Raw genomic sequence first — 20,376 nt, 5'->3', positions numbered from 1 at the left:
AATACCGCCGAACTCGGGACATCCGGTGTGAAGAGATACGGCGAGACGCCCGGCTATGTCAGTGCCCTCGAAGGTCCAAGTCTCGATGCAGCGCGGAGGGAGCGTTGCCCGCCGACATGACCATATACAGGTTCGCTTGGTCGAGGTCGTGCAATGAGCTGAACATCAAGTCTCTACGGCCGAGGTCTGGTGAGTTCGTTGCGATGACGGACTGTGATTCGTCATCGTCGGCAATACCGTCGTAGAACTCTTGCAGCTGGGCTTCGTCGAGATCGCTGCGCAAAAGCAGCGATCCGTAATATTCCATACCGTTGCCAGCACCAGCAAGCCGCTGAGCTGCCCATGCCGAGTCGACGAGCTCAGTATCTGGCGGGAGCGGTATTTCCAGCAAGCGATCCTCCACCCGCTGCGCGACAGCATTGTTGGAGAGGTGGATCCACATGTAGGGGCCGATGAGAATCGCCATGACGCCGACTGGAATAGCGACCATTCGCGCGACGGCCGACGCAACTCGCCGCCATCGAGCGGAGGTATTGCGGCCCGAAGTCGTCATGCTCCGAGGATAATGCTCGGCCGCCGGGCGGAGCTCCACACGAACCTAACCTGGGAGCCTTCGCTAGCTTTTTTCCGAAAGCTACGTACTTCTCCCGGATCCCCTTTCCGTCATGAATCCGTTGACTAGAGCGCGGGAGGGGACAATATGAAACAGCACAGGAAATTTGGTCCACGCGTCGGCTTGATCGGAGAGGGTACGTACCCCGTGTCCATGGGCGGGGTGAGCACCTGGTACGACCAGCTGGTGCGCGCGCTCCCGGACCACGAGTTCGAAGTTGTGACGCTGGTCGGCGACGACCGCGGGTCTCAGTGGGACCGGCCCGAGAACGTCACCGGAGTGACGCTCGTGCCGATGTGGGATCAGATTCCCCGCGCGCGGTTGCGGGGACGACGGGCAGAGAATCGCCGGGTCGCCGCGGCACTGAACGCACTGTGGGCCGCCACGCTCCCAGACGGACGCTCGGCCGATCCGATCGGAGACGCCGCACGCGCGCTCAGGCAGCTGGCCGATGTCAATGATCGCCACGCGCTGGCATCCACGCTCGATCGCGTGACCGGACTCGATGCGATCGCGCGAGCGTGGGCGGGACACCGCGAAGCGAACCCCGAGCTCGAGCCGCTGTCGATGTACCACGCGGGGCAGATCGACTTTCTCGCGATCCGCATGCTCAGCGCACTCGACGTGCAGTGGCCCGACGTTGATGTCGTGCACGCGACGACGAACGGCGCGTCGGCGCTTATCGGGCTCGCGCGTCACTGGCGCGACGGCACCCCGCTGATCCTCACCGAGCACGGTGTGTACCTGCGCGAGCGCTATCTCGGTCTCGGCGAGGCGCATCTCGAACTGCCGGTCGCCATGGCGCTGCTCGCGCTCACCCGCGTTATCTGCCAGGTCGTCTACCGCGAGGCCGACGTCCACGCGCCGGTGAGCGAGTTCAACGCGCGGTGGGCCGAGCACCTCGGGGCCGACCGCGAGCGTATTCGCGTCGTGCACAACGGCGTCGACGACAGCAAGTACGCGCCGATCGACACGGAACCCGAGGTGCCGACCGTGTCGTTCGTGGGCCGGGTCGATCCACTGAAGGATCTCGGCACCCTCATCAGCGCGTTCGCGCGGGTGACCGAGCACGTCCCTGACGCTCGCCTGCGCATTTTCGGGCCGATCCCCGAGGAGAATCACGGGTATCTCGCCGATCTCCAGGCGCAGCTCGAATCCCTCGATCTCGAGGAATCCGTCACGTTCGAGGGCAAGGTGCCGTCCGCGCGCATCGCGGCCGAGGCCGGGCACGTGGTCGCTCTCTCCTCCATCTCGGAGGGGCTGCCCTACACAGTCATCGAGTCGATGATGTGCGGCCGCGCGACAGTTTCGACCGACGTGGGTGGCGTGAACGAGATCGTTGGCCGTGACGGCGTCGCCGGAGCCCTCGTGTCGCCGCGCGACCCTCACGCGATGGCACAGGAGCTCATCACGCTCCTCGTTGACGGTGACGCGCGCCGCAACATGGCAAGTCGCGGCCGCGCACGCGCCGCGAAGGTGTTCGCGCTCGATCGGTTCGCGAACGCGTACCGATCCGTCTACCACGAGGCGAAGTACGGAGCACCAGTGACTCCGATCACCACCGACCCCCAGGTCGAGACCGAACTCGCGCCCGTCGCCGAGTTGCCCGCCCGCACTGAGCAGGCGGTGGCATCGTGAGCGCGACGACGTCACACGCGGCCGGTTCACCGGCGAACCTGCCCGACCTAAACTTTGCGGTGAACTCCGCGATCGACCCGTACCACGCAGCGGCTCGCATTGAGTCGCAGGGCTACAGCGACGCCGCGGCGAAGCGGCTTGGATGGAACACGGTGTTCGAGCTCGCATCCGCGATGTGGGAGCTCCGCGAACCGCAGCAGACGGCCCAGCAGTCGCGTGGCACTTCAGACCTGCTCGTGAATGCGCTGTGGCGCACGATCGTGCTCGTCGCCGGCGTGCTCATCTCGCTCGCCTGCCTCTCCCCCGGGGCGAGCCCTGCGCAGGTCTTCGTAACCGGCGCGACAGGCTGGGTCTGCAGCCAGGCGGTGAGCGCGGGAATCTGGCGAGCAATCGTCAGAGGCCACCACGCCTCCGCGGCCCTCGCCGTCTGGACCGCGCCGGCGCTCCTCGCAATCGTCGCCATCGTGAGCCTCGCGATCGGGCAGACCGCGCCCATCTGGTGGGCGCTCTGGGCCGTCAGTGCCTCGGTGCTCGTCATCCTCCGGCTGCGGCCACTGCTCGTCATCGCGGCCGCCGCGGGTGCAGCGCTCACCACGGTCGCCGCGACGCTTGTCTCCCCCGAGGCCGGCCGCATCGTCGGAGTCGCCGTCGCCATTGCGGCGACCATCGCCGCCGCCGTGGTGCTCAATCAGGAGTTCGGCTCCCACACGCTCGCCACTGCACGCCGCCTCGTCACACCCGACATGGTCGCGGCAGCGGTGCTCGGCGCGATGCAAGCGCTCGGGCAGGTGGGGGTGCTCGCCGTGCTGCTGCTCATGACCGGAGAGCAGGCCTTCGCGGCGATCGCGGTGGCCGGGCTCGTCGCGGGTGCCATCAGCGATCCGCTGCTCGAGCTCAAGCGATCCGCCGTGCACCGCATCGCGACGACCGTCGTCAGCGCGACCGCGGCCCGCCGCGCCACCGCCATCGCGGGCGCACTCGGCACCTGCGCGATCGTCGTCATAGCGGCAGGTGTCGCGGTGCTCTCCCGAGCGTTCTTCGCCCCCGAGGAGGCGCTCTGGCATGTGGTCGCAGCCACATGCGTGGTCGCGACCGTGACGAGCGGAACCGGCGTGCTACTTCGAGCGGGCAGCGCCGCGGGTGCGACGGCGTTCGCATTGGGCGCCGCCCTGCTGTGCGCGGCTGTCGGTCTGATGCCACTGACGGGAGTCGAGATCACCGTGCTCGCGACCGTTGCCTCGCTCGCCGCGCTCACGCTCGCCTTCACTCTCGCGCTGTCAGCCCGCATGATGTCGCGACCCGCGGCGTGGTGACCTTGCAACCCCCGGCGCGCCTCGCAGCCCCTTGGTACGTGCATCCGCTCGAAGAGCCCGATGCTTGGCGCAGGCTGCAGGCGCACCGGGAGCTCGCATTCGCTGTCGTCAACGTGCGAAACGGCTTTGCCGACGATGACGAGGCGTATCGCGAGGTGCTCGAGGCACCATTTGCCACCCCGCTGCTCGGCTACGTCGACACCTCGTACGGTGAGCGCACCGAGGCGGAGATCCTCGCGGAGGCCGAACGCTGGCTCGCGCTCCCCTCGGTGCGGGGCATCCTGCTCGACCAGGTGCCGTCGCAGTTGCGGCAGCGCAACTGGCAGCTCGGAACGATCGACCGGCTCCGTGAGCTCGGTGCTGAGACGGTTGCGGCGAACCCCGGCGTGCTTCCCGACCCGCATCTCATCGAGACCGCCGACGTCACGTGCGTGATGGAGAACAACTGGCTGGAGTTCCTCCATTGGCAACCGTCGCCCTCGCTGCTGGGCACGGACCCCGACCGCGTGTGGATGCTGTTGCACGGCGTGCCTAAGGCCGAGCAGACTACGGCGCTCGCCGTGTGCGCGGAGCGTGGCGCGGGGCTCGCGTGGGTGACGGCCGGTCGGCTGCCGAACCCGTGGGCGACCCTGCCCGCGGGCTGGGCCGGCAGCGCGCGTGCGACGATGAGGGTGTGAATTCGCCAGCGGCCCTTCAGCATCCTCGTGACGACGTGCCGGGTCGCGGCGGCGTTGTCGGGGCCGGCGGGGTTGTCGGTGCCGGAGGTGTTGTCGGGGCCGGAGGCGTCGATCGTGCGTTCGAAACCCAGCTCCAGGCTCGTCAGCCGTTCGACGCCGCCGATGTCTTTCGATGGATGGCGGATCGCGCGATCCCGGGCATGGAGCGCGGCGATGGCGAGTCCTTCGCTCGCGGGGTCCGCCTCCCAGGTGGGCCGGGGTGGTTCGAGGTTCGGGCGGATCCGCACCGACCCGACCAGCTCCACGTTCGGGCGCAGGTGACGGACCCAGCCGATCTCCCCGCGCTCATCGCGATCGCGCGCCGGGTGTGCGCGCTCGACATCGATCAGGCGGCGGCGGATCGGCAGCTCGCTCAGCACCCGGAGCTCGCGCCCCTCATCGCGCGCTCCCCCGGCCTCCGCATCCCCGGCGCGACCGACGCGCACGAGATGCTCATCCGCGCGATGATCGGCCAGCAGATCTCGGTCGTGTCTGCGCGCACGATGATCACCCGGCTCGTGGAAGCGCTCGGTGAGCCGGTGGAGATTCCGGCGGCGGGGCGACCGGATGCGTCTTCGTCGCAGAGCCCTGGCTGTGTGAGCGGAGGGCCGCTCATGCTGTTCCCGTCGATGGCGGTGATCGCAGAGCGCGGCCACGAGGTGCTGCGCGGCCCAGCTGCCCGGATCCGCGCCATCACCGGCGCAGCCGCTGCGCTCGCTGACGGTTCGCTCACGCTCACGGTTGAAGATGACCCGGCGGATCAGCGCGCCGCCCTCCTCGCTCGACCCGGCATCGGCCCGTGGACCGCCGACTACGTGCGCATGCGGGTGCTGGCCGACTCCGACGTGCTGCTGCCCGGCGACAGCGCGGCGCGAGCGGGCGCCCGGCTCATCGGCATCCCGGCGACGCCGAAGGGCCTCATCGAGTGGGCCGACCGCGTTGCGCCGTGGCGCACGATGCTGACCGCGCACCTGTGGCGTGCGGCCTCCGTTGGTGTCGCATAGGATCCACTACCGACGCGCAGAAGATTGCGTAATTCGACGGCCAGACGCTGCTAATCTCAAAATCGCGTCGCCGACCCCTGCGCTCCGAGCTCTTTCTCGTGTGTGCGGCAACTGGTGATGCACATGTATCCCGCCGCGCTCGGCGACGCCCGCTCCGGGCGGGCCGGCGCTTCATACCGAGGACATCATCGAATGACCGCACCGCTGCGTAAACACATCGGGGTCGTGCTCGCGACCGCACTCACCTTCGGCTTCATGAGCGCCGTCCCCGCATATGCGACCGAGAGCCCCTCGGAGCCGGCAGTGACCGTTGTCGAAGAGACTACGTCGACCGCCCAGTCCGCTGAGACTGACGTGCCTGATCCTGAAGCCCCGGATGTTGTCGCCACCGAGGCCGACGTACAGGAGCCCGAAGTTACGGAGCCGGAGGTTACGGAGTCGGACGTTACGGAGTCCGAGGTTACGGAGCCGGAGGAGCCCACGACTCCCGAGCCGACGCCAGCGGTGACATCGTCGGTTCCCAAGATCTCTGGCTCTGCATTCGTCGGAACGAAGCTCACCGCAAAGCCCGGCACGTGGACCGAGGGCGCGACGCTCCGCTATCAGTGGCTCGCCGACGGCGCTGTCATCGCGTCAGCTACGAAGTCGACCTTCACGATCGCCGCCGCGCAGAGCGGCAAGGCGATCTCGGTCGAGGTGACCGGCAGCAAGGCTGGGTACAGCGACACGGTCGAAACTTCCGCTGCGACCCTGCGCGTGATGAGCTTCGCCACACCGAAGGTCACCGGCACCGCGGTCTACGGATCGAAGCTCACCGCGAAGCCCGGCACTTGGACGAGCGGCACGCGCTTCGCCTACCAGTGGTACGCGAACGGCAAGTCCATCAAGGGCGCCACGAAGTCGACCCTGAAGCTTGCCAGCGCCCAGAAGGGCAAGAAGATCACTGTCCGCGTCACGGGCAGCAAAGTCGGGCACCCGACGAAGGCGGTGACGTCGAAGTCCACGACGAAGGTAGCCGTCGCGGGGAGGGCCAAGGCCACTGGTTCCGCGCTGGTTGGCTCGAAGCTCACCGCGAAGCCGGGCACGTGGACTTCCGGAACGAAGTTCTCGTACCAGTGGTACGCGAATGGCAAGGCGATCTCCAAGGCTCAGAAGTCGACCTTCAAGGTGACGAACAGCCAGCGCGACAAGGCGATCACGGTGAAGATCACCGGCAAGAAGTCGGGCTATACCACCGTCGCCAAGACCTCGTCCCCCATCAAGAAGGTGCCGCGCTCGGCGACTCCCGCCATCAGCGGCACGAAGACACTGGGCTCGACCCTCACCGCGAAGACCGGCACCTGGTCGAAGGGCACGAAGTTCACTTACCGCTGGTACGCGAACGGCACGCTGGTCAAGAGCGGCGCCTCGTCGAAGCTCAAGCTGACCTCGAGCCACCTCGGCAAGTCGATCAAGGTCAAGGTGACCGGCAAGAAGGGCGGCTACACGACGGCGACGACGACCTCGAAGGCGACTGCGAATATCACTTACCCGTCGCGCACGACCCCCTCGGGCGGTTCGTGGAACTGCCCCGCGTGGGCACCCATCAAGGGCAATGCGAGCTCGATGATCTACCACGTGCCTGGCGGCGCCTTCTACAGCCGCACGAACCCGGAGGAGTGCTTCAGCACACCCCGGGCCGCCGAGAAGGCCGGCTACCGCGCCTCGCTGCGCTGACCTGACCATCTGCTCGAAGTGGGGGCGCCGGGGCGGCCCCCCCCCCCCCCCCCCCCCACTTCTGTAGTTGCGGTCGCTACTGCAGCGCATCGAATGTACCGAAAGCTGACGATGACCAGAGCGGATGCACCTCTGCGCACTCCGGTCTCTGATATCCGCGATTGAGGCTCAAGTGCTCGCGCTACCGACCAGAACCTATCTCGACGCCGTCATCTGGCCCCCTGGGCGGGTAGGCGTTTCAGAGTCCGGCGGCGGCGAGCGCAGCAGTGACGTGCAGCGCGGTTGTCGGGAACACCGGCACCGATGAGTCGCGCTCGCCGATGAGGAGCTCGATCTCGGTGCACCCGAGGATGATGCCTTCCGCGCCCTCCTCGATGAGACGGCCGATCACCTCCCGGTACGCCTGGCGGGATTCCTCGGTGACGATCCCTTGCACGAGCTCGTCGTAAATGATCCGGTGCACCGTCCCCCGGTCTTCGTCGCCCGGGATCAGCGTCGTGATCCCGTGCGCAGCAAGTCGGTCGCGGTAGAACGCCTGCTCCATGGTGAACGCGGTACCCAGCAGGCCCACGGTCGACAGGCCCGACGCGTTGATCGCTTCGGCCGTGGTGTCTCCGATGTGGACGAACGGGATGCCAATGGCGTCCGCGATCTGGTCGGCGACAAGGTGCATCGTGTTCGTGCACAGCACGACGAGGCCGGCGCCTGCTGCCTCAAGCCCCTGCGCGTGCGTCGCGAGGAAACGGCCGGCCGCGTCCCAGTTGCCAGCGGCTTGGAGCGCCTCGATCTCGGCGAAGTCGAGAGAGTCGAGCAGGATCGGCGCGGAGTGGTAGCCCCCGAGCCGTCCGCGCACCTGCTCGTTCGCCCTCCGGTACCACTCCAGCGATGACTCCCAACTCATCCCGCCGAGAACCCCGATTGTCTTCATGCATTCCTATCTTAGAGGACCGGTCGAAGGTCGACTTCTCGACGGCGACGCCTCTCCCTGCCCTGCGCTAGCGTCCCTTGGCGCCATCTACGGCTATCACCGCAGTCCCTACTTTCCTACGGATAGTTTCGACCAGGCAGTGGTCGTACTGCTGGTTTGACAGCACTGAAGAGGCATCTTCCCCAAACGAGATGGGCGCCGAAATCTGTAGAGCAGTATTTGGAAGACTCGCGCACATGATTGAGCAACTAGCCCATCTCTCGAAGACCTGCATCTGTGGGGTGGCCACAGGACCGACAAACTTTGGGCGTTTGGATGCCTCCAGCGGCAAGTCTGCGAGCACAAGCCCGGCAATGCATCTGAACCGTGAGCCAGAAGAAACCCATGCCGATGATGATGATGGGCACCAAGAACGTCCCCAGACCAGTCGCGATGGAGATAAAAACGGCGATGAAGAGTCCTCCGCCTAGCGTGAACCACCACCACCGAAAGCTAAAGAGGTTCGACCAGTAGATCGTGAGTCCGGTCTTTCGGCGGGACTCCGTCTCCGCATCTCGGCCCTTGAGTCCCTCGGGCGCAACAAGCATTGGACTTTTCGCGGTCTGGCTCCCAGAGAGCGAAGGATGTGGGGCATGCGGAGCAGCACTAGGCAATGACCAAGTGGATCCGCTCCACCACCGCAACCTTCCAGGAAGCTCGGGGTCTGGATACCACCCTTCAGGCGCGGCAAGAGCAGCACGGGCCGATGCCTCTCGGAGATCGTCGTCGGACGCCGCAGAAGCGCCTAGATCCTCGAGTGACCTTTCAGCCGCTTTCGGATCTGCCTCCGGCGGAGGTGCCGTTCCGGGAACAGGCTCGGGATTAAGAGCTTTGGACTCGGACAACTTTTCAACTGTCGACCTTAAGCCCAGATCTCTAACGTGCGACTCCGTCACGGCCTCTGGTTCTGGTGCGGGGGCAACGTATTCGTTCCACGTCTTGCCGTCCCACCAACGAATGCTCCTTTGGTCAAAATAGTCGGGGTACCACCCCGCGGGCCATGTCGGAGTATCTCTATGCATGTACTTAAAAGTATCTTGGCGTGTCGAGTGATACTCCTGCCTCGCTGCGAGCTCACCCGAAAAATCGCCCGCAAGCGTCCAGTAGGTTTACTCGGCCCCATCGCGGAGCGCTTGGCTAGCGACGCCACGTACCTTCCGCATGCTTCTCGGGCATGGTCGAGGGGCGCTGCAACTTGCCGGCCGCAGCGTCCGCAAACCAGGAGAGCCAACGTTCAATGAATTCGTCGGGCTCGGACCGGTCAATCTTCGTCACCGGCCAAGCTGCTTGCATCGTGCCTACAACGTTCTTGAGCGCGTACTCAGATTCATGCGGCGAACACGCGAACGGTTCGAATGATCGACGACTACTTGAGAACGCGTTGTCCATGAAAGCGAGCTCGAACCAGGAAAAGACTCCTTCTTCGTGCGCATCACAGTACCAGAGTGAGTGGCTACGACCACTCCACCCGTACCGGTTCGTCGGCATTGAAAGGGAGATGCTCGCAGTCGCAAGCACCGTGAAGGGACCTTTCCACCCATCGATGGATTCGATGCGGCCGACACGCAGATTCGCCGGGCCGAGCTTGACTTCAAACCGGGGAGCAGCATTGCCCACGATCTCCTCGAAAACCGCGGTTGGAGCGTTGTCGCGGATTTCTTGTTCCAAGATGTCAGTGACGTCATACAACCTGCGAGTAGCCGCTTGGACTTTACGTCGGTGCTGATCCAGGCGCTCAGTTTCTGCGTTCTTTTGCGCTTGTTGCTGTGCGTGTCGCCGGACATGCTGGTAGCTGACCTCGGCAAGTTTGGAGGCACTGGCACGACGGGTGGACTGCCCTGCAGACTCAAGCCGTGAAAGCAATGCGCGAGACTTTGGTCGGAGTTCAGGATCTTTGTCCAGACACTCCTCAATGAGGTAGCGGAGCTTTGCAGGACCAATCTTGAGTTCCGGAGCGGGAGCGTTTAGATGCTGGCCTCGATAGTCCTCGCGCGCTGGCCCAACGAACGGGCGCTCACCTGCTAGAAGTTCATACGCGATAATGCCGAAAGCATAGACGTCAGTCGCACCCGTTGCGTGACGATACTCCCATTGCTCAGGAGCAGCGTACGGAGCAGTGAAACTGAATTTTCGAGTGTCGTCGGAGGTAGCTGCGTTGGCATACCGAGAGATGCCGAAGTCGGCAACCTTCCACCTCCCTGCATGGAAGAGAATGTTTGCAGGCTTGAGATCTCGGTGAACAATCGCACTGTCGATCTCGGCAAGTGCTGTAGCGATATCTTTCAAGATCACCAGCGACGCATTGAGGTCCAGGAGATCTTGTTCTTGAAGAAGCTGCGCCAGCGACCGTTCCGCGCGAGGCATTACCAGGATCCAAGATTCCTGATGCTCACCACTATCGAGAATGGGGATGACATTTCGATAGCCGGCTGCCTGGATAGAGTCTCCGATCAGCAGCTCTCGTTGAGCTCCTGAAGCCTTCGGGACGACTTTAGCGACGGCGTCTTCGCCGGTTTCGGAGTTGATCTCGTAGACCCTCCCGAACCCACTTTCATCCGCCGCGAGCGGACCAACCACGGTCCATGTGTGCTTGTCGAGTTGGAGTTCCACGCTTTGAGGGTAGTAGGTCTCTATACCCGCTTGTCGGGCCGATGAGACACTTCCGCGGTGGTGAAACGCAGTCACCACCGCTGAGCGAGGAGGGGCTCGTCCGACTACAGGCCACTGATCTAGTTTATGTAAGACCGATGACACGCTTGAGGCCAGTGTCCTGCCCGGGAGAAACCCGACAAGGGGGAACGGGACACGACGCGAGCACGCCCAAAACAGTTCAGGCGTTGATGCAGAATGCACCAAGCCAGGCCATTGAGTAGTCTGATGGCATGAGGGATGAATCCGCCGCTTCATGGTTCTTCGCTTACGCTGGCAAGCCGAAACTTCGAGCAGAGACGCTCAGAACAGCCGCAAGCGGTCTTCGTGACGGTGGGTCGGACGCAATAACCTGGGAATCGCTCCATGTTCAAGGAAAAACCCTCATCGAGACAATCACAAATGCGATCGACTCAAAGACTGCACTGATTGCGGAAATCAGTGATCTCAACTTCAACGTTCTTTTCGAAGCCGGTTACGCACTCGCTCAGGGAAAGCACCTGTGGTTCGCACTTGATGAGACGGATACGGAGGCAGAGAAGAACTGGAAAGACTTAGGGATTCTTTCCACTATTGGTCGAGTCAACTACTCAGGAAGAGCTGACTCGCTGATCGCCCAGTGTTTGAGCGCTGACCCCGAGGCACAAAGCGAGCCTCCTCTCCTTGAAGGCTTACTAGCTGGGGGGCGTACCAGACAGCCAGAGGCGATCTTCGCGCCCGCTCTACCATCGCGGATTCAACCCGCCGTATCACTAGAAGCTTTCCTGGAACGCCAGTCGCATCTTACCCTCCTCGCTTCGGGAGAAGATCTCGGAATGGCGCCACTCGACTTTTACGTAAAGGAGATCTACCGTTCTTCAGCGGCCGTCTTTCACCTCCTCGCAGAACGGAGGGTTCGCTCTCGCGAGCACAATGCGCGGGCGAGCCTGATGGCTGGAATCGCACACGGTTTCGCTCTTCCCGTGTTAATGGTTGTGGAAGACGGTTTCGAATCACCGCTCGATTATCGCGACCTTCTCTACGCATACAGCAGCACCGTGGATCTAGTCGAACATGTGCGGACCTGGCTGGACACATTACCAAAGCAAGCCGGCACGAATCGGCGACTCGGCAAGCTTGCTTTAGACATTGAGCTTCCGATCCGAAGCTTCGGACAGTTCGTCGCCGAGTACGAACGCGATGAACTCTCCGACTACTTCGTCGAGACAAGCGAGTTCCAATCAATTCTCGCTGGCGACGCGAAAGTATTCCTGGGACGGAAAGGTACAGGCAAAACAGCAACGATGAGTCAAGCGGTCGACGATCTGAGACGAGACCGTCGAAATCTAGTCGTTTCGGTCAAACCATCAGCTTATGAACTCGCCGGACTTATCGAAGTTGTGGATCGCCTTGACGCTGGTAGCCAGTCCGAATACTTCATGGTGAGCCTCTGGAACTACCTCCTTTATACAGAAATTGCGGTGCGGGCAGTTAAACATGCAAGCGAGAAACCTGCTGGGACCGGCACCAACAGTGCCCTCCAAGAACTTGTTGGTGAACTTGATGATCTCGGAGTAAACCTCGATGACGACCTCTCGGCTCGCCTGGAACACGCACTCGATCGACTAAAGGAGGCGGAACCACGCGAAGGGGAAGCGCCTCAGGCATTCGTCGCCCGGATGCTTCGACTAAACCATCTAGGAAGAATGCGCGAGCTCGTCCTTCGTACTTTGAAGGACTTTAAGAGAGTCGCCGTGCTCATCGATAACCTGGACAAGACGTGGGAGAAGGGGGCAAACTACCAAGTCATGGCTCGCTTCATACTTGCCCTTTTGTCAGCCATAGGGCGAGTAGAGAAGGAGTTCGGTAAACCCCCTGCCAGTTTCTCTCCAGTGCGGGTGACGCTGAGCATCTTCCTGCGCACAGATATCTACGACTTCATCGCCAGGTTTGCAAGGGAGCCAGACAAGGTCGGCGTATTAAGCGTCCGCTGGCAGGACCCGGAGCTTCTAGTTCGCGTGCTAGAAGAACGCTATGTTGCCAACCGATCACGGAAGAACGATTCAGCGATCTTCAGTATGTGGGACGAGATATTCGATAAGGAAGCGCGAGGAGTACCCACTCGCGACTACTTCCTTTGGCGCACTCTATCTCGACCCCGCGATCTGATCTTCTTCGCGAATGCAGCTCTGACCACTGCGATAAACCGGAAGCATAACCGCATCACCGCGGGAGATATTGCTTTCGCCGAGAAACAGTACTCGCGGTTCGCCATCGAGGCGCTTCTAGTCGAAAGCGATGCCGAGGACTTTGACCTCGAAGAAGTCCTGTACGAGTTCGCTGGACTCGACAGCACTCTCAGCGCGCCGGATTTGCTGCACCTCCTTCAACCCTATGGTGACGCCGACTTAATTCGCGACTGGCTCATGCGCACATCCTTCCTTGGCATCGAAGTAAGACCTGGTGAGTTTGTGCACGTGGAAGGAGAGACTGACACTCGAAGGCAGACCAAGGTAGCGCAGAGATTTGCTGAGAGGCAGGAGGAACCACTGCGATACCGAGTCCATCCAGCCTTCCGGCCGTTTCTCGAAGTTAATGACGACGACCTCCACCGCTCAGATGTGCACGATGTGACCCTGGAATCCGTCGATACGTTTGAGAACTGAGCCCCCCCCCTGTCAGTCAGCTGGGCGCTGGACAAGCATGCCACAGGCATGAACTTCAACGCGATTACCCGGAGGCTGAACGACGAGGATATGGTCAACGTTCGCAGCGGCAGATGGCGTCTTCCGGCTCTACCCAAGACAGTGACGGGCGAGACAGCAAGTAGCTCGCGGCATATACCGGAAGCAACGTGGGTTGCGCCCATCTAGAGTCGATCAGATGGCGGTGGACATAGGATGCGCGCGCTCCAAGTAGAAACCTCCGTTTCACGCCCCGGGCGGCGGCTCGAACCAGTACGAGAAAGGGAACTACACGGTGACGCTCTATCGGCGGTGGAGGGCATTCCTGGTGCATCTCGCGGCTTAGTCGTGGTCCCAGAATTTGCAGGGCCTATCGGCATTCCAGACTTCACAGCTTTCGTAGGAAACGCGCAGAGCCTGCGTTCTCGTCAGCAGTCGCCCATCTCCAAGAGTCCCGATGCTCACGATGCCCTCTTGAAGACGCGGTCGAGCATCTCTGCAGTGGCAGGATTCACCATCTCGTTACGACGGATGTAGTGCTGGATCGTGATCGCCGGATCAGTGTGCCCGAGCAACTCCGCGGCGAGGTCGACGCCGGCCTCGTTACTGGTCGCCGTCGCAACCGTCCGTCGGAACAAGTGCGGGGTAACCCCGCTGAAGCCCGCGAGGTCGAGGACGCGCCGAAGTTGGCGGCGCACGTTGTTCGTCATGAGCGGGGTTCCCTCGCGGCTGCAGAACAGCAGCGCATCGAGCGACGAGTCATCCAGCCGAGTCAGTCGGCGCCGTACGGCTTCTGCAGTGAAAGTCGGGATCGCGACCGTACGCCTCGACTTCGCAGTCTTCGGATGGCCCTGCCGTATCCTCGGCGAGCCTCGGTGCGTGACGATGGTGCCGCTGATCCGAATCGAGGGAGTTGCGCTTGTCACATCAACGTCGCGACGTCGGATCGCGATCACCTCTCCGATGCGTGCGGAGGTGCCGAGCATCACTTCGCACGCCCAAGTAGTCGGCCAGTTCTCCTACGTCGAGCAGGGGCTCGAGACCCCGGGGCGTCTGCGGTGCTGCGTTCGGTATCCATACCGAACAGGTGCGGAGCCGACGACATCCGAACCGGCAGCAACTGGGAAGGACCTCAGCGTGGTCCTCAGAATCGGCTCGCTGCAGCCTCTCAGAAGGAGCGAAACGGAGTCAAAGTGATGGGTTTTTGATGACCGGATCAAATCCCACAACCTAAAAAGTCCCGGAAACCCTTGAGTTTCCGGGACTTTTTTGTCGGGCTGACAGGATTTGAACCTGCGACCCCTTGACCCCCAGTCAAGTGCGCTACCAAGCTGCGCCACAGCCCGTTGTTCTCCGGCTCGAGCCGGTTCCGAGGAACCCGCCGTGCCGAGGCAACCCCTCTATATTACCCATACTCCGGCGATCGGAATGACCATCGGAAGAGAAGGCCGGCTCGGCGCGGCATCGCGAGCTCGCCGCACCAGCCTCAGCACGATGCAGAGCTGGGCCATCACGCACCCGGCTTCCGCGCGATAACTAAAACGGAGCTCACGAGGTCCGGCGGCCCAGAGATTACTCACTCAGCCGCAAGATCCGCAACGGTCGCGGAGTACGCGGCGGCGAGCGCGTCGGCGTCGACCAGCGCCCCGTGCGCGGGGCTGCCGGAACCGATCGCGATCCGCCGCCCCGCGAGGCGCGCGTCGATGACAACCGGCCACGATCCTCGGGCGCCGAGTGGGGTGATCGTGCCGCGCGCGTATCCGGTCGCGGCGAGCGCACCCTCGGCGTCGGGCAGCGACAGGCGGTTCACGCCGAGCAGCGCCCGCAGCTTCGCCCACGAGAACTGCTCGTCGACGGGGGTGAGCACGAGCACGTGGCGATCCTTCGCCTGCACCACGATCGTTTTCACGAGCTCGACACCCGGCAGCGGCGCGGGGCGCTCCCCCGGGGTACGCGATACGAACTCGACCGCCAAGCCGCGAGCGGCAGCGTCCTCGGCCGCGGCGGCGTACGGTGCAACACCCCGGACAGGCTCTGTCATTTCGCGTGCTCCTTCGTTCTGGGCGGCGTCACAAAATCATCGACGTCACCTGCACACAACCGCCGCGAGCGGCAGCTCATTCCCAGGCGAAGCGGCGCAGCACTCCCGAAGAAACGCCAATCACCGCAGGGAGTCCAGCCGGCCCCAGCCCGTCGCCGCCGGTCACCGCACGTCACGCCCGAGAGAATCCGAGCGCCGCCCGCCGCGCTACGGCTACGCTGAAACCATGAGCGACCTCCGAAACCCCGGCGATGCATGGGTCACCGCGAGCGATGGCGGGCGCTACTGGGGCAAGTTCGGCGCCGCCGGCCTGCTCGCCTACGACCACGCCCGCGACGCGATCCTCATGCAGCACCGGGTCACCTGGAGCGACCACGGCGACACCTGGGGCATACCGGGCGGCGCGCGCCACGAGGGCGAAGCCGCGAACGCCGGGGCCCTCCGCGAATCGCAGGAAGAGGCCGGCGTGCCCGACGGCTCGGTGCGCCCGCGTTACACGCACGTGCTCGACCGCGGTGGCTGGACCTACACGACGCTCATCGCCGACGTCGTCACGCAATTCGAGCCCGAGATTCTTGACCCCGAGAGCCACGCCCTCGCCTGGGTGCCGCTGGACCACGTCGAAACACTGCCGCTGCACCCGGCCTTCGCCGACAGCTGGAGCCTGCTGCGCCCCCTGCTCGGCCAGCCGCCGACGGTCGTCGTCGACGCCGCGAACGTCATCGGCAGCGTGCCGAACGGTTGGTGGAAGGATCGCCGCGGCGCCGCCGAGCGCCTCCGCGACCGGCTGCACACGTTCGTCACCTCGAGCGACGGGGTGCGCGCCGGGTTCCTCGACCTCGGCGAGCCGCGCATGCCCGGCCTCGACCGCGTCTACCCCGACTGGATCCTCGTCGTCGAGGGGCCTGCACGCGGTATCGAGAGCACCGAAGCCGTGCGCGTGCTCAGCGCCGAGGAGACGGGCGACGACACGATCGTTCAGGCGGTGCAGTCGCTGAGCGCTACCGGGTCGGTTACGACGGTGGTGACGAGCGACGCGGAGCTTCGGGTGCGCGTGGGCGCGGCGGGTGCGTCGACGATTCGCGGGGTGCAGAAGCTGCTGCGGATTCTGCCCGAGGAGTAGCGGGTTCGGCGGGAGAAGGATCAGCGGGCCCGGATGATTCGAGGTCGCGGTCCATTGACACGGGCGCAGGACGGGAGCCCCCGGCAGATTCTGAGACTCGGGCCGCAGGCGCGGGGGCAGGATCAGCACGGCCGGCACTACCAGGTGCCGCGGGCACCTCCGCCGAATCCCCGGAATCCGCCAGCTCCGCCCGCCGCCGCAGCGCGGCGACGATTCCGTACGCAATGAGCCCCTGCCCGAGCGCGTAGCTCAGCATCACCAGCCCACTCGTCACGACGTTCGAACCCGGCATGAACATCCTGAACGCGAGGATCGCGTCGGACAGCAGGAACAGCGCACCACCCCAGCCGACAATCGCCCCGCACCGCGTCGCCATCGCGGCCGTCGCCGCGAGCAGCAGGCCGTAGCCCATCACCGCGATCGAGAACGACTTCGTGTGCGGCAGCAGCAGCGCCACGAGCACGAGGTACGCGAGCACATAGATCAGGCTCCAGGCGGGGAGGCGACGCCTCGCAATACCGCGACCTCGCCACATGAGCAGGAGGTAGAGCGCGTGCGCGACGCCGAAGCACATCAGCATGAGCGGAAGTTCGCTCGAGAGCCGAGAAGTGAGCGCAGGCAGCAACCAGCGAGCACCATCGCCAAGCCAGGAGAAGAGCAACGCGCCGAGCAGCAGGCCCATCGCGCCAGCGGGAACGGGCCGCACGCGCGTAGCGGGTGCGAACACGAGAGTCGCGACGACCCCGAGCGCGAGCAGCGGCATGAGCAGCAGCTTGGTCCACCACTCGAAGGGGTACTGACCGAAGCACGCGATGACGTGCACGACCGCGACCACCGTGTACGGCACGAATGGCCAGAGTGCACCGGAGCGCTCGGTCATACTCGCATCTTAGAGCTCGGTGCCGCGCTTCACAGCCCCGCTGCATGCGGCGATCACGGCTCGACCAGGATCCCGTCGGCGTCGCACCACACCTGTGCTCCCGGGCGGAAGGTCACACCCTGGATTTCAACGGGAACATCGACCTCACCCTCCCCCGTTTTGCTCGACTTGGCGGGGTTCGACCCGAGCGCCTTCACTCCGAACGGAAGGGTGCCGATCGCCACGCGGTCGCGAATCGCACCGTGCACGATGAGACCCGACCAACCGTTGTCGCATCCAAGGCCCGCGATGATGTCACCCACGAGCGCTGTCTCGAGGGATCCACCACCATCGATCACGAGCACCGCACCATCGCCTGGCCCAGACAGCACCTGCTTGAGCAGCGCGTTGTCTTGAAAGCACTTCACGGTGCGCACCGGGCCGGAGAACCCGGTGACCCCACCGATGTCTTGAAACTGCAGCGCCAGCGACTGCAGCTCGCTCCCGCGCTGGTCGTAGAGATCGGCCGTGCTGATCTGCGACATGGTGTCTTTCCCCTTTCGCGCGAGCCGCTGCCCGCGTGCGCAGCCTAGTGCGGCGCTTGCGATTTACGGTACCTGCATCCGCCGACATTGTCGGAAGGAACGCCATCTCGCGTAATCCGGCTGCGCGAATCAGCGGGTTCAGAATGCCTCCTGTACAAATGTACATGTACTGATGTACATTAAGTTGCAAGCTCAGAAATCCAACCCAGGAGGCGGCATGTCTACTCCCCGCAAACGGGATCCGGAGGGTCGGCGACGCGCGATCCTCGCCGCCGCCACCGCGATCGTCGTTGAGCGCGGATCCGCCGCCCTCACCCATCGCGCCGTTGCCGCGCGCGCCGGTGTGCCGCTCGGCTCGACGACCCAGTACTTCAGCTCGATCGACGATCTCCGCGAAAACGCCCTGCAGGCGCTTGCCGACGAAATCGATGAGGGACTCGCGCAGATCGAACCGCTCGTCGCCCGCATCGAAGCGGACCCCGGACCCGTGATCGACGAGATGCTCGGCTACCTCCGCGACGAGCGCACGGTGCACGCCGATATCGCGCTCATGACCGCCGGAACGAACGACGAGCGACTGCGCGCCCTCGCGCTTCGCTGGCCCGAGCGACTGATCGACATGCTCGCGCCGCATCTCGGCCGGGAGCGCGCGACAGCGATCACGGTGTACCTCGACGGGGCGACGATCCAGTCGGGGCTGACCGGCCGCCCACCGAGCCGCGAACAGCTCACTCGCGTCGTCGCCGCGCTGGCCTCGATGCCGGCGCCCGACGCTCCCCCGAACTCCGGCATCGCAAACGCCAGCTCCGGCATTGCGAACACGAGCCCCGGCATCGCGAACGCGAACCGCCCCAACACCACCACCACCAACCCCGAAAGAGCCTGACCATGTCCGATCCGCGCACCCTCAGCCCCACCGCCTCCGGCCGCGCGCCCCTCAGCACCGGGCGCCGCTGGGCCGCGCTCAGCGTGCTCACGGCGAGCCTCCTCGTCGTCACGATGGACATGACGATCCTCAACATCGCGCTTCCCGAGATGGCCGCCGAGCTCCACCCGACCGCGGCGCAGCAGCTCTGGATCATCGACGTCTACTCGCTCGTTCTCGCGGGCCTGCTCGTCTCCTTCGCCGCCATCGCCGATCGCTGGGGCCGCAAGCGCATGCTGCTGCTCGGCTACTCGATCTTCGGCGCCTCGTCGCTGCTCGTGCTCTTCGCCACCAACGCGGAGTCGGTGATCGCCCTGCGCGCGATCCTCGGCGTCGGCGGGGCCATGATCATGCCGATCACGCTCTCACTGATCCGCGTGATCTTCACGAACCCCCGCGAGCGCGCGACGGCCCTCGCGATTTGGGCCGCGGTCTCGGGGCTCGGCGCCGCCGTCGGCCCGCTCCCCGGCGGCCTGCTGCTCGAATACTTCTCGTGGCACGCGGCGTTCCTCGTCAACGTACCGCTCATGCTCGGAGCCGTTGTCGCGGGCATTTTCCTCCTGCCCGAGTCCCGCGTCGCGTCGACGGGCCGATGGGATTTCCTCGCGGCGGCCCTCTCCCTCGCCGGAATGACGCTCGTCGTCTGGGCCATCAAGACGTTCGGCAAGGAGGCAAGCCTGCTCGTACCCGAGGCGCTCGTCGCCTTTATTATCGGCGCAGCTCTGCTGGCGTGGTTCATCGTGCGGTGCGTGCGCAGCGACTCACCGCTGCTCGAGCTGCGCCTCTTCCGCAACCGCGTCTTCACGGCCGGCACCATCGCGGCTCTCGGGTCGACCTTCGCGATGATCGCAGCACTGCTGCTCATCGCGCAGTGGCTGCAGCTCGTCGACGGCGCCACCCCGGTCGAAGCGGGCGTGCGCCTCCTGCCGGTCGCGGTCGCGGGGGCGCTCGCCTCGCTCGTCGCTCCCTCGCTGGCGCGCCGTATCGGCGCTCGGGGCGTACTCGCCGGCGGGCTCGGCTTCGCGGGGCTCGGGATGCTCATCATCGGTGTGCAGCCCGGCACGCTTCACCTCGCCACCGTGCTCGTGGCGCTCTGCCTCGTCGGGGCCGGCACGGGTTCGCTCGCGATCGCCTCGGCGATGATCATGCACGGCTCCCCCGAGGAGCGCGCGGGCAACGCGGGCGCCATTGAGGAGACCTCGTACGAGCTCGGGGCGGTGCTGGGCGTGGCGATCCTCGGCAGCGTCTCCGCTCTGCTGTACCGGGCAGAGCTCGTCGCGGCCGGGGTGCTCACGGGTGTGGATCGGCCGCTCGCCGAGCAGGCCGAGGAGTCACTCGGTGCGGCGGTCTCAATCGCCGAAGAGCTGCGTCTTCCCGCGATCGCGGAGCAGGCCGGGGTCGCATTCACCCACTCGATGCAGGTGACGGGGATCGCGGGAGCCGCCCTCATGGTCGCCGTCGCGGCCGCCGTCTTCTTCACGACCCCGAAGGGCACGGACGTCTCAGCGGCGTCGCACTAGGGCCGGAGCCCTCGACTCCCCGGGTCTTCGTGCCCCGGGGATGCAGCGAGGGAGCATCAGCCCAAGCGCCCCTCATGCACCCGA

At 64.7% G+C, this 20,376-nt stretch carries 17 protein-coding genes, 1 tRNA gene and 1 pseudogene; 10 read left to right on the top strand and 9 right to left on the bottom strand.

Features of this window, described 5'->3' with window-relative positions; translation table 11 throughout:
* Nucleotides 1-58: 58 nt before the first annotated feature.
* Complete coding sequence (locus tag WFH00_RS10930; protein ID WP_336660871.1) at nt 59-466, bottom strand: hypothetical protein; 408 nt, start codon at nt 464-466, stop codon at nt 59-61.
* Between the two features lie 234 nt (nt 467-700).
* On the opposite strand from WFH00_RS10930, the gene pelF reads away from it, so the two are divergent.
* From pelF to WFH00_RS10905, 5 genes are all read left to right on the top strand, one after another.
* Complete coding sequence (gene pelF, locus WFH00_RS10925; protein ID WP_336660870.1) at nt 701-2,251, top strand: GT4 family glycosyltransferase PelF; 1,551 nt, start codon at nt 701-703, stop codon at nt 2,249-2,251.
* Nucleotides 2,252-2,310: 59 nt separating this feature from the next.
* Nucleotides 2,311-3,564, top strand: a complete 1,254-nt coding sequence (locus WFH00_RS10920) for a hypothetical protein (protein WP_336660869.1) — start codon at nt 2,311-2,313, stop codon at nt 3,562-3,564.
* Nucleotides 3,561-4,241, top strand: a complete 681-nt coding sequence (locus WFH00_RS10915) for a spherulation-specific family 4 protein (RefSeq protein WP_336660868.1) — start codon at nt 3,561-3,563, stop codon at nt 4,239-4,241. The genes WFH00_RS10920 and WFH00_RS10915 overlap by 4 nt, the downstream gene beginning before the upstream one ends.
* Nucleotides 4,238-5,284, top strand: a complete 1,047-nt coding sequence (locus WFH00_RS10910; RefSeq protein ID WP_336660867.1) for a DNA-3-methyladenine glycosylase family protein — start codon at nt 4,238-4,240, stop codon at nt 5,282-5,284. The genes WFH00_RS10915 and WFH00_RS10910 overlap by 4 nt, the downstream gene beginning before the upstream one ends.
* Nucleotides 5,285-5,476: 192 nt before the next feature.
* Complete coding sequence (locus WFH00_RS10905) at nt 5,477-7,000, top strand: sunset domain-containing protein (protein ID WP_336660866.1); 1,524 nt, start codon at nt 5,477-5,479, stop codon at nt 6,998-7,000.
* A gap of 238 nt (nt 7,001-7,238) precedes the next feature.
* On the opposite strand, the gene WFH00_RS10900 is transcribed toward WFH00_RS10905, so the two are convergent.
* Entirely contained in the window at nt 7,239-7,928 is a 690-nt protein-coding gene (locus WFH00_RS10900) for an aspartate/glutamate racemase family protein (protein WP_336660865.1), read from the bottom strand.
* 236 nt (nt 7,929-8,164) lie between these two features.
* Between WFH00_RS10900 and WFH00_RS10895 the strand changes: the two genes are divergently transcribed.
* Nucleotides 8,165-8,398, top strand: a complete 234-nt coding sequence (locus WFH00_RS10895) for a hypothetical protein (protein WP_336660864.1) — start codon at nt 8,165-8,167, stop codon at nt 8,396-8,398.
* 168 nt (nt 8,399-8,566) lie between these two features.
* Here the strand turns inward: WFH00_RS10895 and WFH00_RS11910 are convergent.
* Nucleotides 8,567-8,989, bottom strand: a pseudogene (locus WFH00_RS11910) (DUF2510 domain-containing protein); the annotation flags it as partial.
* Between the two features lie 115 nt (nt 8,990-9,104).
* Nucleotides 9,105-10,577 carry a serine/threonine-protein kinase gene (locus WFH00_RS10890; protein ID WP_336660863.1) on the bottom strand — a complete coding sequence of 491 codons (1,473 nt, stop codon included), beginning with the start codon at nt 10,575-10,577 and terminating at the stop codon, nt 9,105-9,107.
* Between the two features lie 272 nt (nt 10,578-10,849).
* Between WFH00_RS10890 and WFH00_RS10885 the strand changes: the two genes are divergently transcribed.
* Nucleotides 10,850-13,261 carry a P-loop ATPase, Sll1717 family gene (locus WFH00_RS10885; protein ID WP_336660862.1) on the top strand — a complete coding sequence of 804 codons (2,412 nt, stop codon included), beginning with the start codon at nt 10,850-10,852 and terminating at the stop codon, nt 13,259-13,261.
* Nucleotides 13,262-13,740: 479 nt separating this feature from the next.
* Here the strand turns inward: WFH00_RS10885 and WFH00_RS10880 are convergent, their stop codons facing one another.
* The 3 genes from WFH00_RS10880 to WFH00_RS10870 all read right to left on the bottom strand — a co-directional run bounded on the left by WFH00_RS10880 (nt 13,741) and on the right by WFH00_RS10870 (nt 15,320).
* On the bottom strand, nt 13,741-14,265 hold the full coding sequence (locus tag WFH00_RS10880; RefSeq protein WP_336660861.1) for a tyrosine-type recombinase/integrase: 525 nt from the start codon (nt 14,263-14,265) through the stop codon (nt 13,741-13,743).
* Between the two features lie 286 nt (nt 14,266-14,551).
* Nucleotides 14,552-14,625, bottom strand: a tRNA-Pro gene (locus tag WFH00_RS10875).
* A 230-nt stretch (nt 14,626-14,855) separates the two neighbouring features.
* Nucleotides 14,856-15,320 carry an aminoacyl-tRNA deacylase gene (locus tag WFH00_RS10870; RefSeq protein WP_336660860.1) on the bottom strand — a complete coding sequence of 155 codons (465 nt, stop codon included), beginning with the start codon at nt 15,318-15,320 and terminating at the stop codon, nt 14,856-14,858.
* A gap of 226 nt (nt 15,321-15,546) precedes the next feature.
* Between WFH00_RS10870 and WFH00_RS10865 the strand changes: the two genes are divergently transcribed.
* Complete coding sequence (locus WFH00_RS10865) at nt 15,547-16,443, top strand: NUDIX domain-containing protein (RefSeq protein ID WP_336660859.1); 897 nt, start codon at nt 15,547-15,549, stop codon at nt 16,441-16,443.
* On the opposite strand, the gene WFH00_RS10860 is transcribed toward WFH00_RS10865, so the two are convergent.
* Together WFH00_RS10860 and rraA are read right to left on the bottom strand one after the other, a co-directional pair.
* A complete protein-coding gene (locus WFH00_RS10860) occupies nt 16,334-17,323 on the bottom strand; it encodes a lysoplasmalogenase family protein (protein WP_336660858.1) in 990 nt (329 codons plus the stop codon). The two genes, WFH00_RS10865 and WFH00_RS10860, sit on opposite strands and share 110 nt — an antisense overlap.
* A gap of 53 nt (nt 17,324-17,376) precedes the next feature.
* Nucleotides 17,377-17,847, bottom strand: a complete 471-nt coding sequence (rraA, locus tag WFH00_RS10855) for a ribonuclease E activity regulator RraA (protein ID WP_336660857.1) — start codon at nt 17,845-17,847, stop codon at nt 17,377-17,379.
* A gap of 217 nt (nt 17,848-18,064) precedes the next feature.
* Here rraA and WFH00_RS10850 point away from each other — a divergent pair, with 217 nt between their 5' ends.
* Complete coding sequence (locus WFH00_RS10850) at nt 18,065-18,733, top strand: TetR/AcrR family transcriptional regulator (RefSeq protein ID WP_336660856.1); 669 nt, start codon at nt 18,065-18,067, stop codon at nt 18,731-18,733.
* Nucleotides 18,734-18,735: 2 nt separating this feature from the next.
* Nucleotides 18,736-20,292, top strand: a complete 1,557-nt coding sequence (locus WFH00_RS10845) for an MFS transporter (protein WP_336660855.1) — start codon at nt 18,736-18,738, stop codon at nt 20,290-20,292.
* Nucleotides 20,293-20,376: the final 84 nt, after the last annotated feature.

Origin of the sequence: Leucobacter sp. USHLN153 (assembly GCF_037145615.1) — a bacterium.
Classification (GTDB): Bacteria; Actinomycetota; Actinomycetes; order Actinomycetales; family Microbacteriaceae; genus Leucobacter.
Note: the sequence above shows the minus strand (reverse complement) of the source record. Positions and strands in the feature narration are given on the sequence as shown.

What these genes read in the sequence shown, in the direction of transcription:
- WFH00_RS10860 (WP_336660858.1), bottom strand. Translation starts at nt 17,323, where the DNA reads ATGACCGAGCGCTCCGGTGCACTCTGGCCATTCGTGCCGTACACGGTG.
- pelF (WP_336660870.1), top strand. Translation starts at nt 701, where the DNA reads ATGAAACAGCACAGGAAATTTGGTCCACGCGTCGGCTTGATCGGAGAG.
- WFH00_RS10885 (WP_336660862.1), top strand. Translation starts at nt 10,850, where the DNA reads ATGAGGGATGAATCCGCCGCTTCATGGTTCTTCGCTTACGCTGGCAAG.
- WFH00_RS10880 (WP_336660861.1), bottom strand. Translation starts at nt 14,265, where the DNA reads ATGCTCGGCACCTCCGCACGCATCGGAGAGGTGATCGCGATCCGACGT.
- WFH00_RS10930 (WP_336660871.1), bottom strand. Translation starts at nt 466, where the DNA reads ATGGCGATTCTCATCGGCCCCTACATGTGGATCCACCTCTCCAACAAT.
- WFH00_RS10865 (WP_336660859.1), top strand. Translation starts at nt 15,547, where the DNA reads ATGAGCGACCTCCGAAACCCCGGCGATGCATGGGTCACCGCGAGCGAT.
- WFH00_RS10845 (WP_336660855.1), top strand. Translation starts at nt 18,736, where the DNA reads ATGTCCGATCCGCGCACCCTCAGCCCCACCGCCTCCGGCCGCGCGCCC.
- WFH00_RS10895 (WP_336660864.1), top strand. Translation starts at nt 8,165, where the DNA reads ATGATTGAGCAACTAGCCCATCTCTCGAAGACCTGCATCTGTGGGGTG.
- WFH00_RS10850 (WP_336660856.1), top strand. Translation starts at nt 18,065, where the DNA reads ATGTCTACTCCCCGCAAACGGGATCCGGAGGGTCGGCGACGCGCGATC.
- WFH00_RS10870 (WP_336660860.1), bottom strand. Translation starts at nt 15,320, where the DNA reads ATGACAGAGCCTGTCCGGGGTGTTGCACCGTACGCCGCCGCGGCCGAG.
- WFH00_RS10905 (WP_336660866.1), top strand. Translation starts at nt 5,477, where the DNA reads ATGACCGCACCGCTGCGTAAACACATCGGGGTCGTGCTCGCGACCGCA.
- rraA (WP_336660857.1), bottom strand. Translation starts at nt 17,847, where the DNA reads ATGTCGCAGATCAGCACGGCCGATCTCTACGACCAGCGCGGGAGCGAG.
- WFH00_RS10900 (WP_336660865.1), bottom strand. Translation starts at nt 7,928, where the DNA reads ATGAAGACAATCGGGGTTCTCGGCGGGATGAGTTGGGAGTCATCGCTG.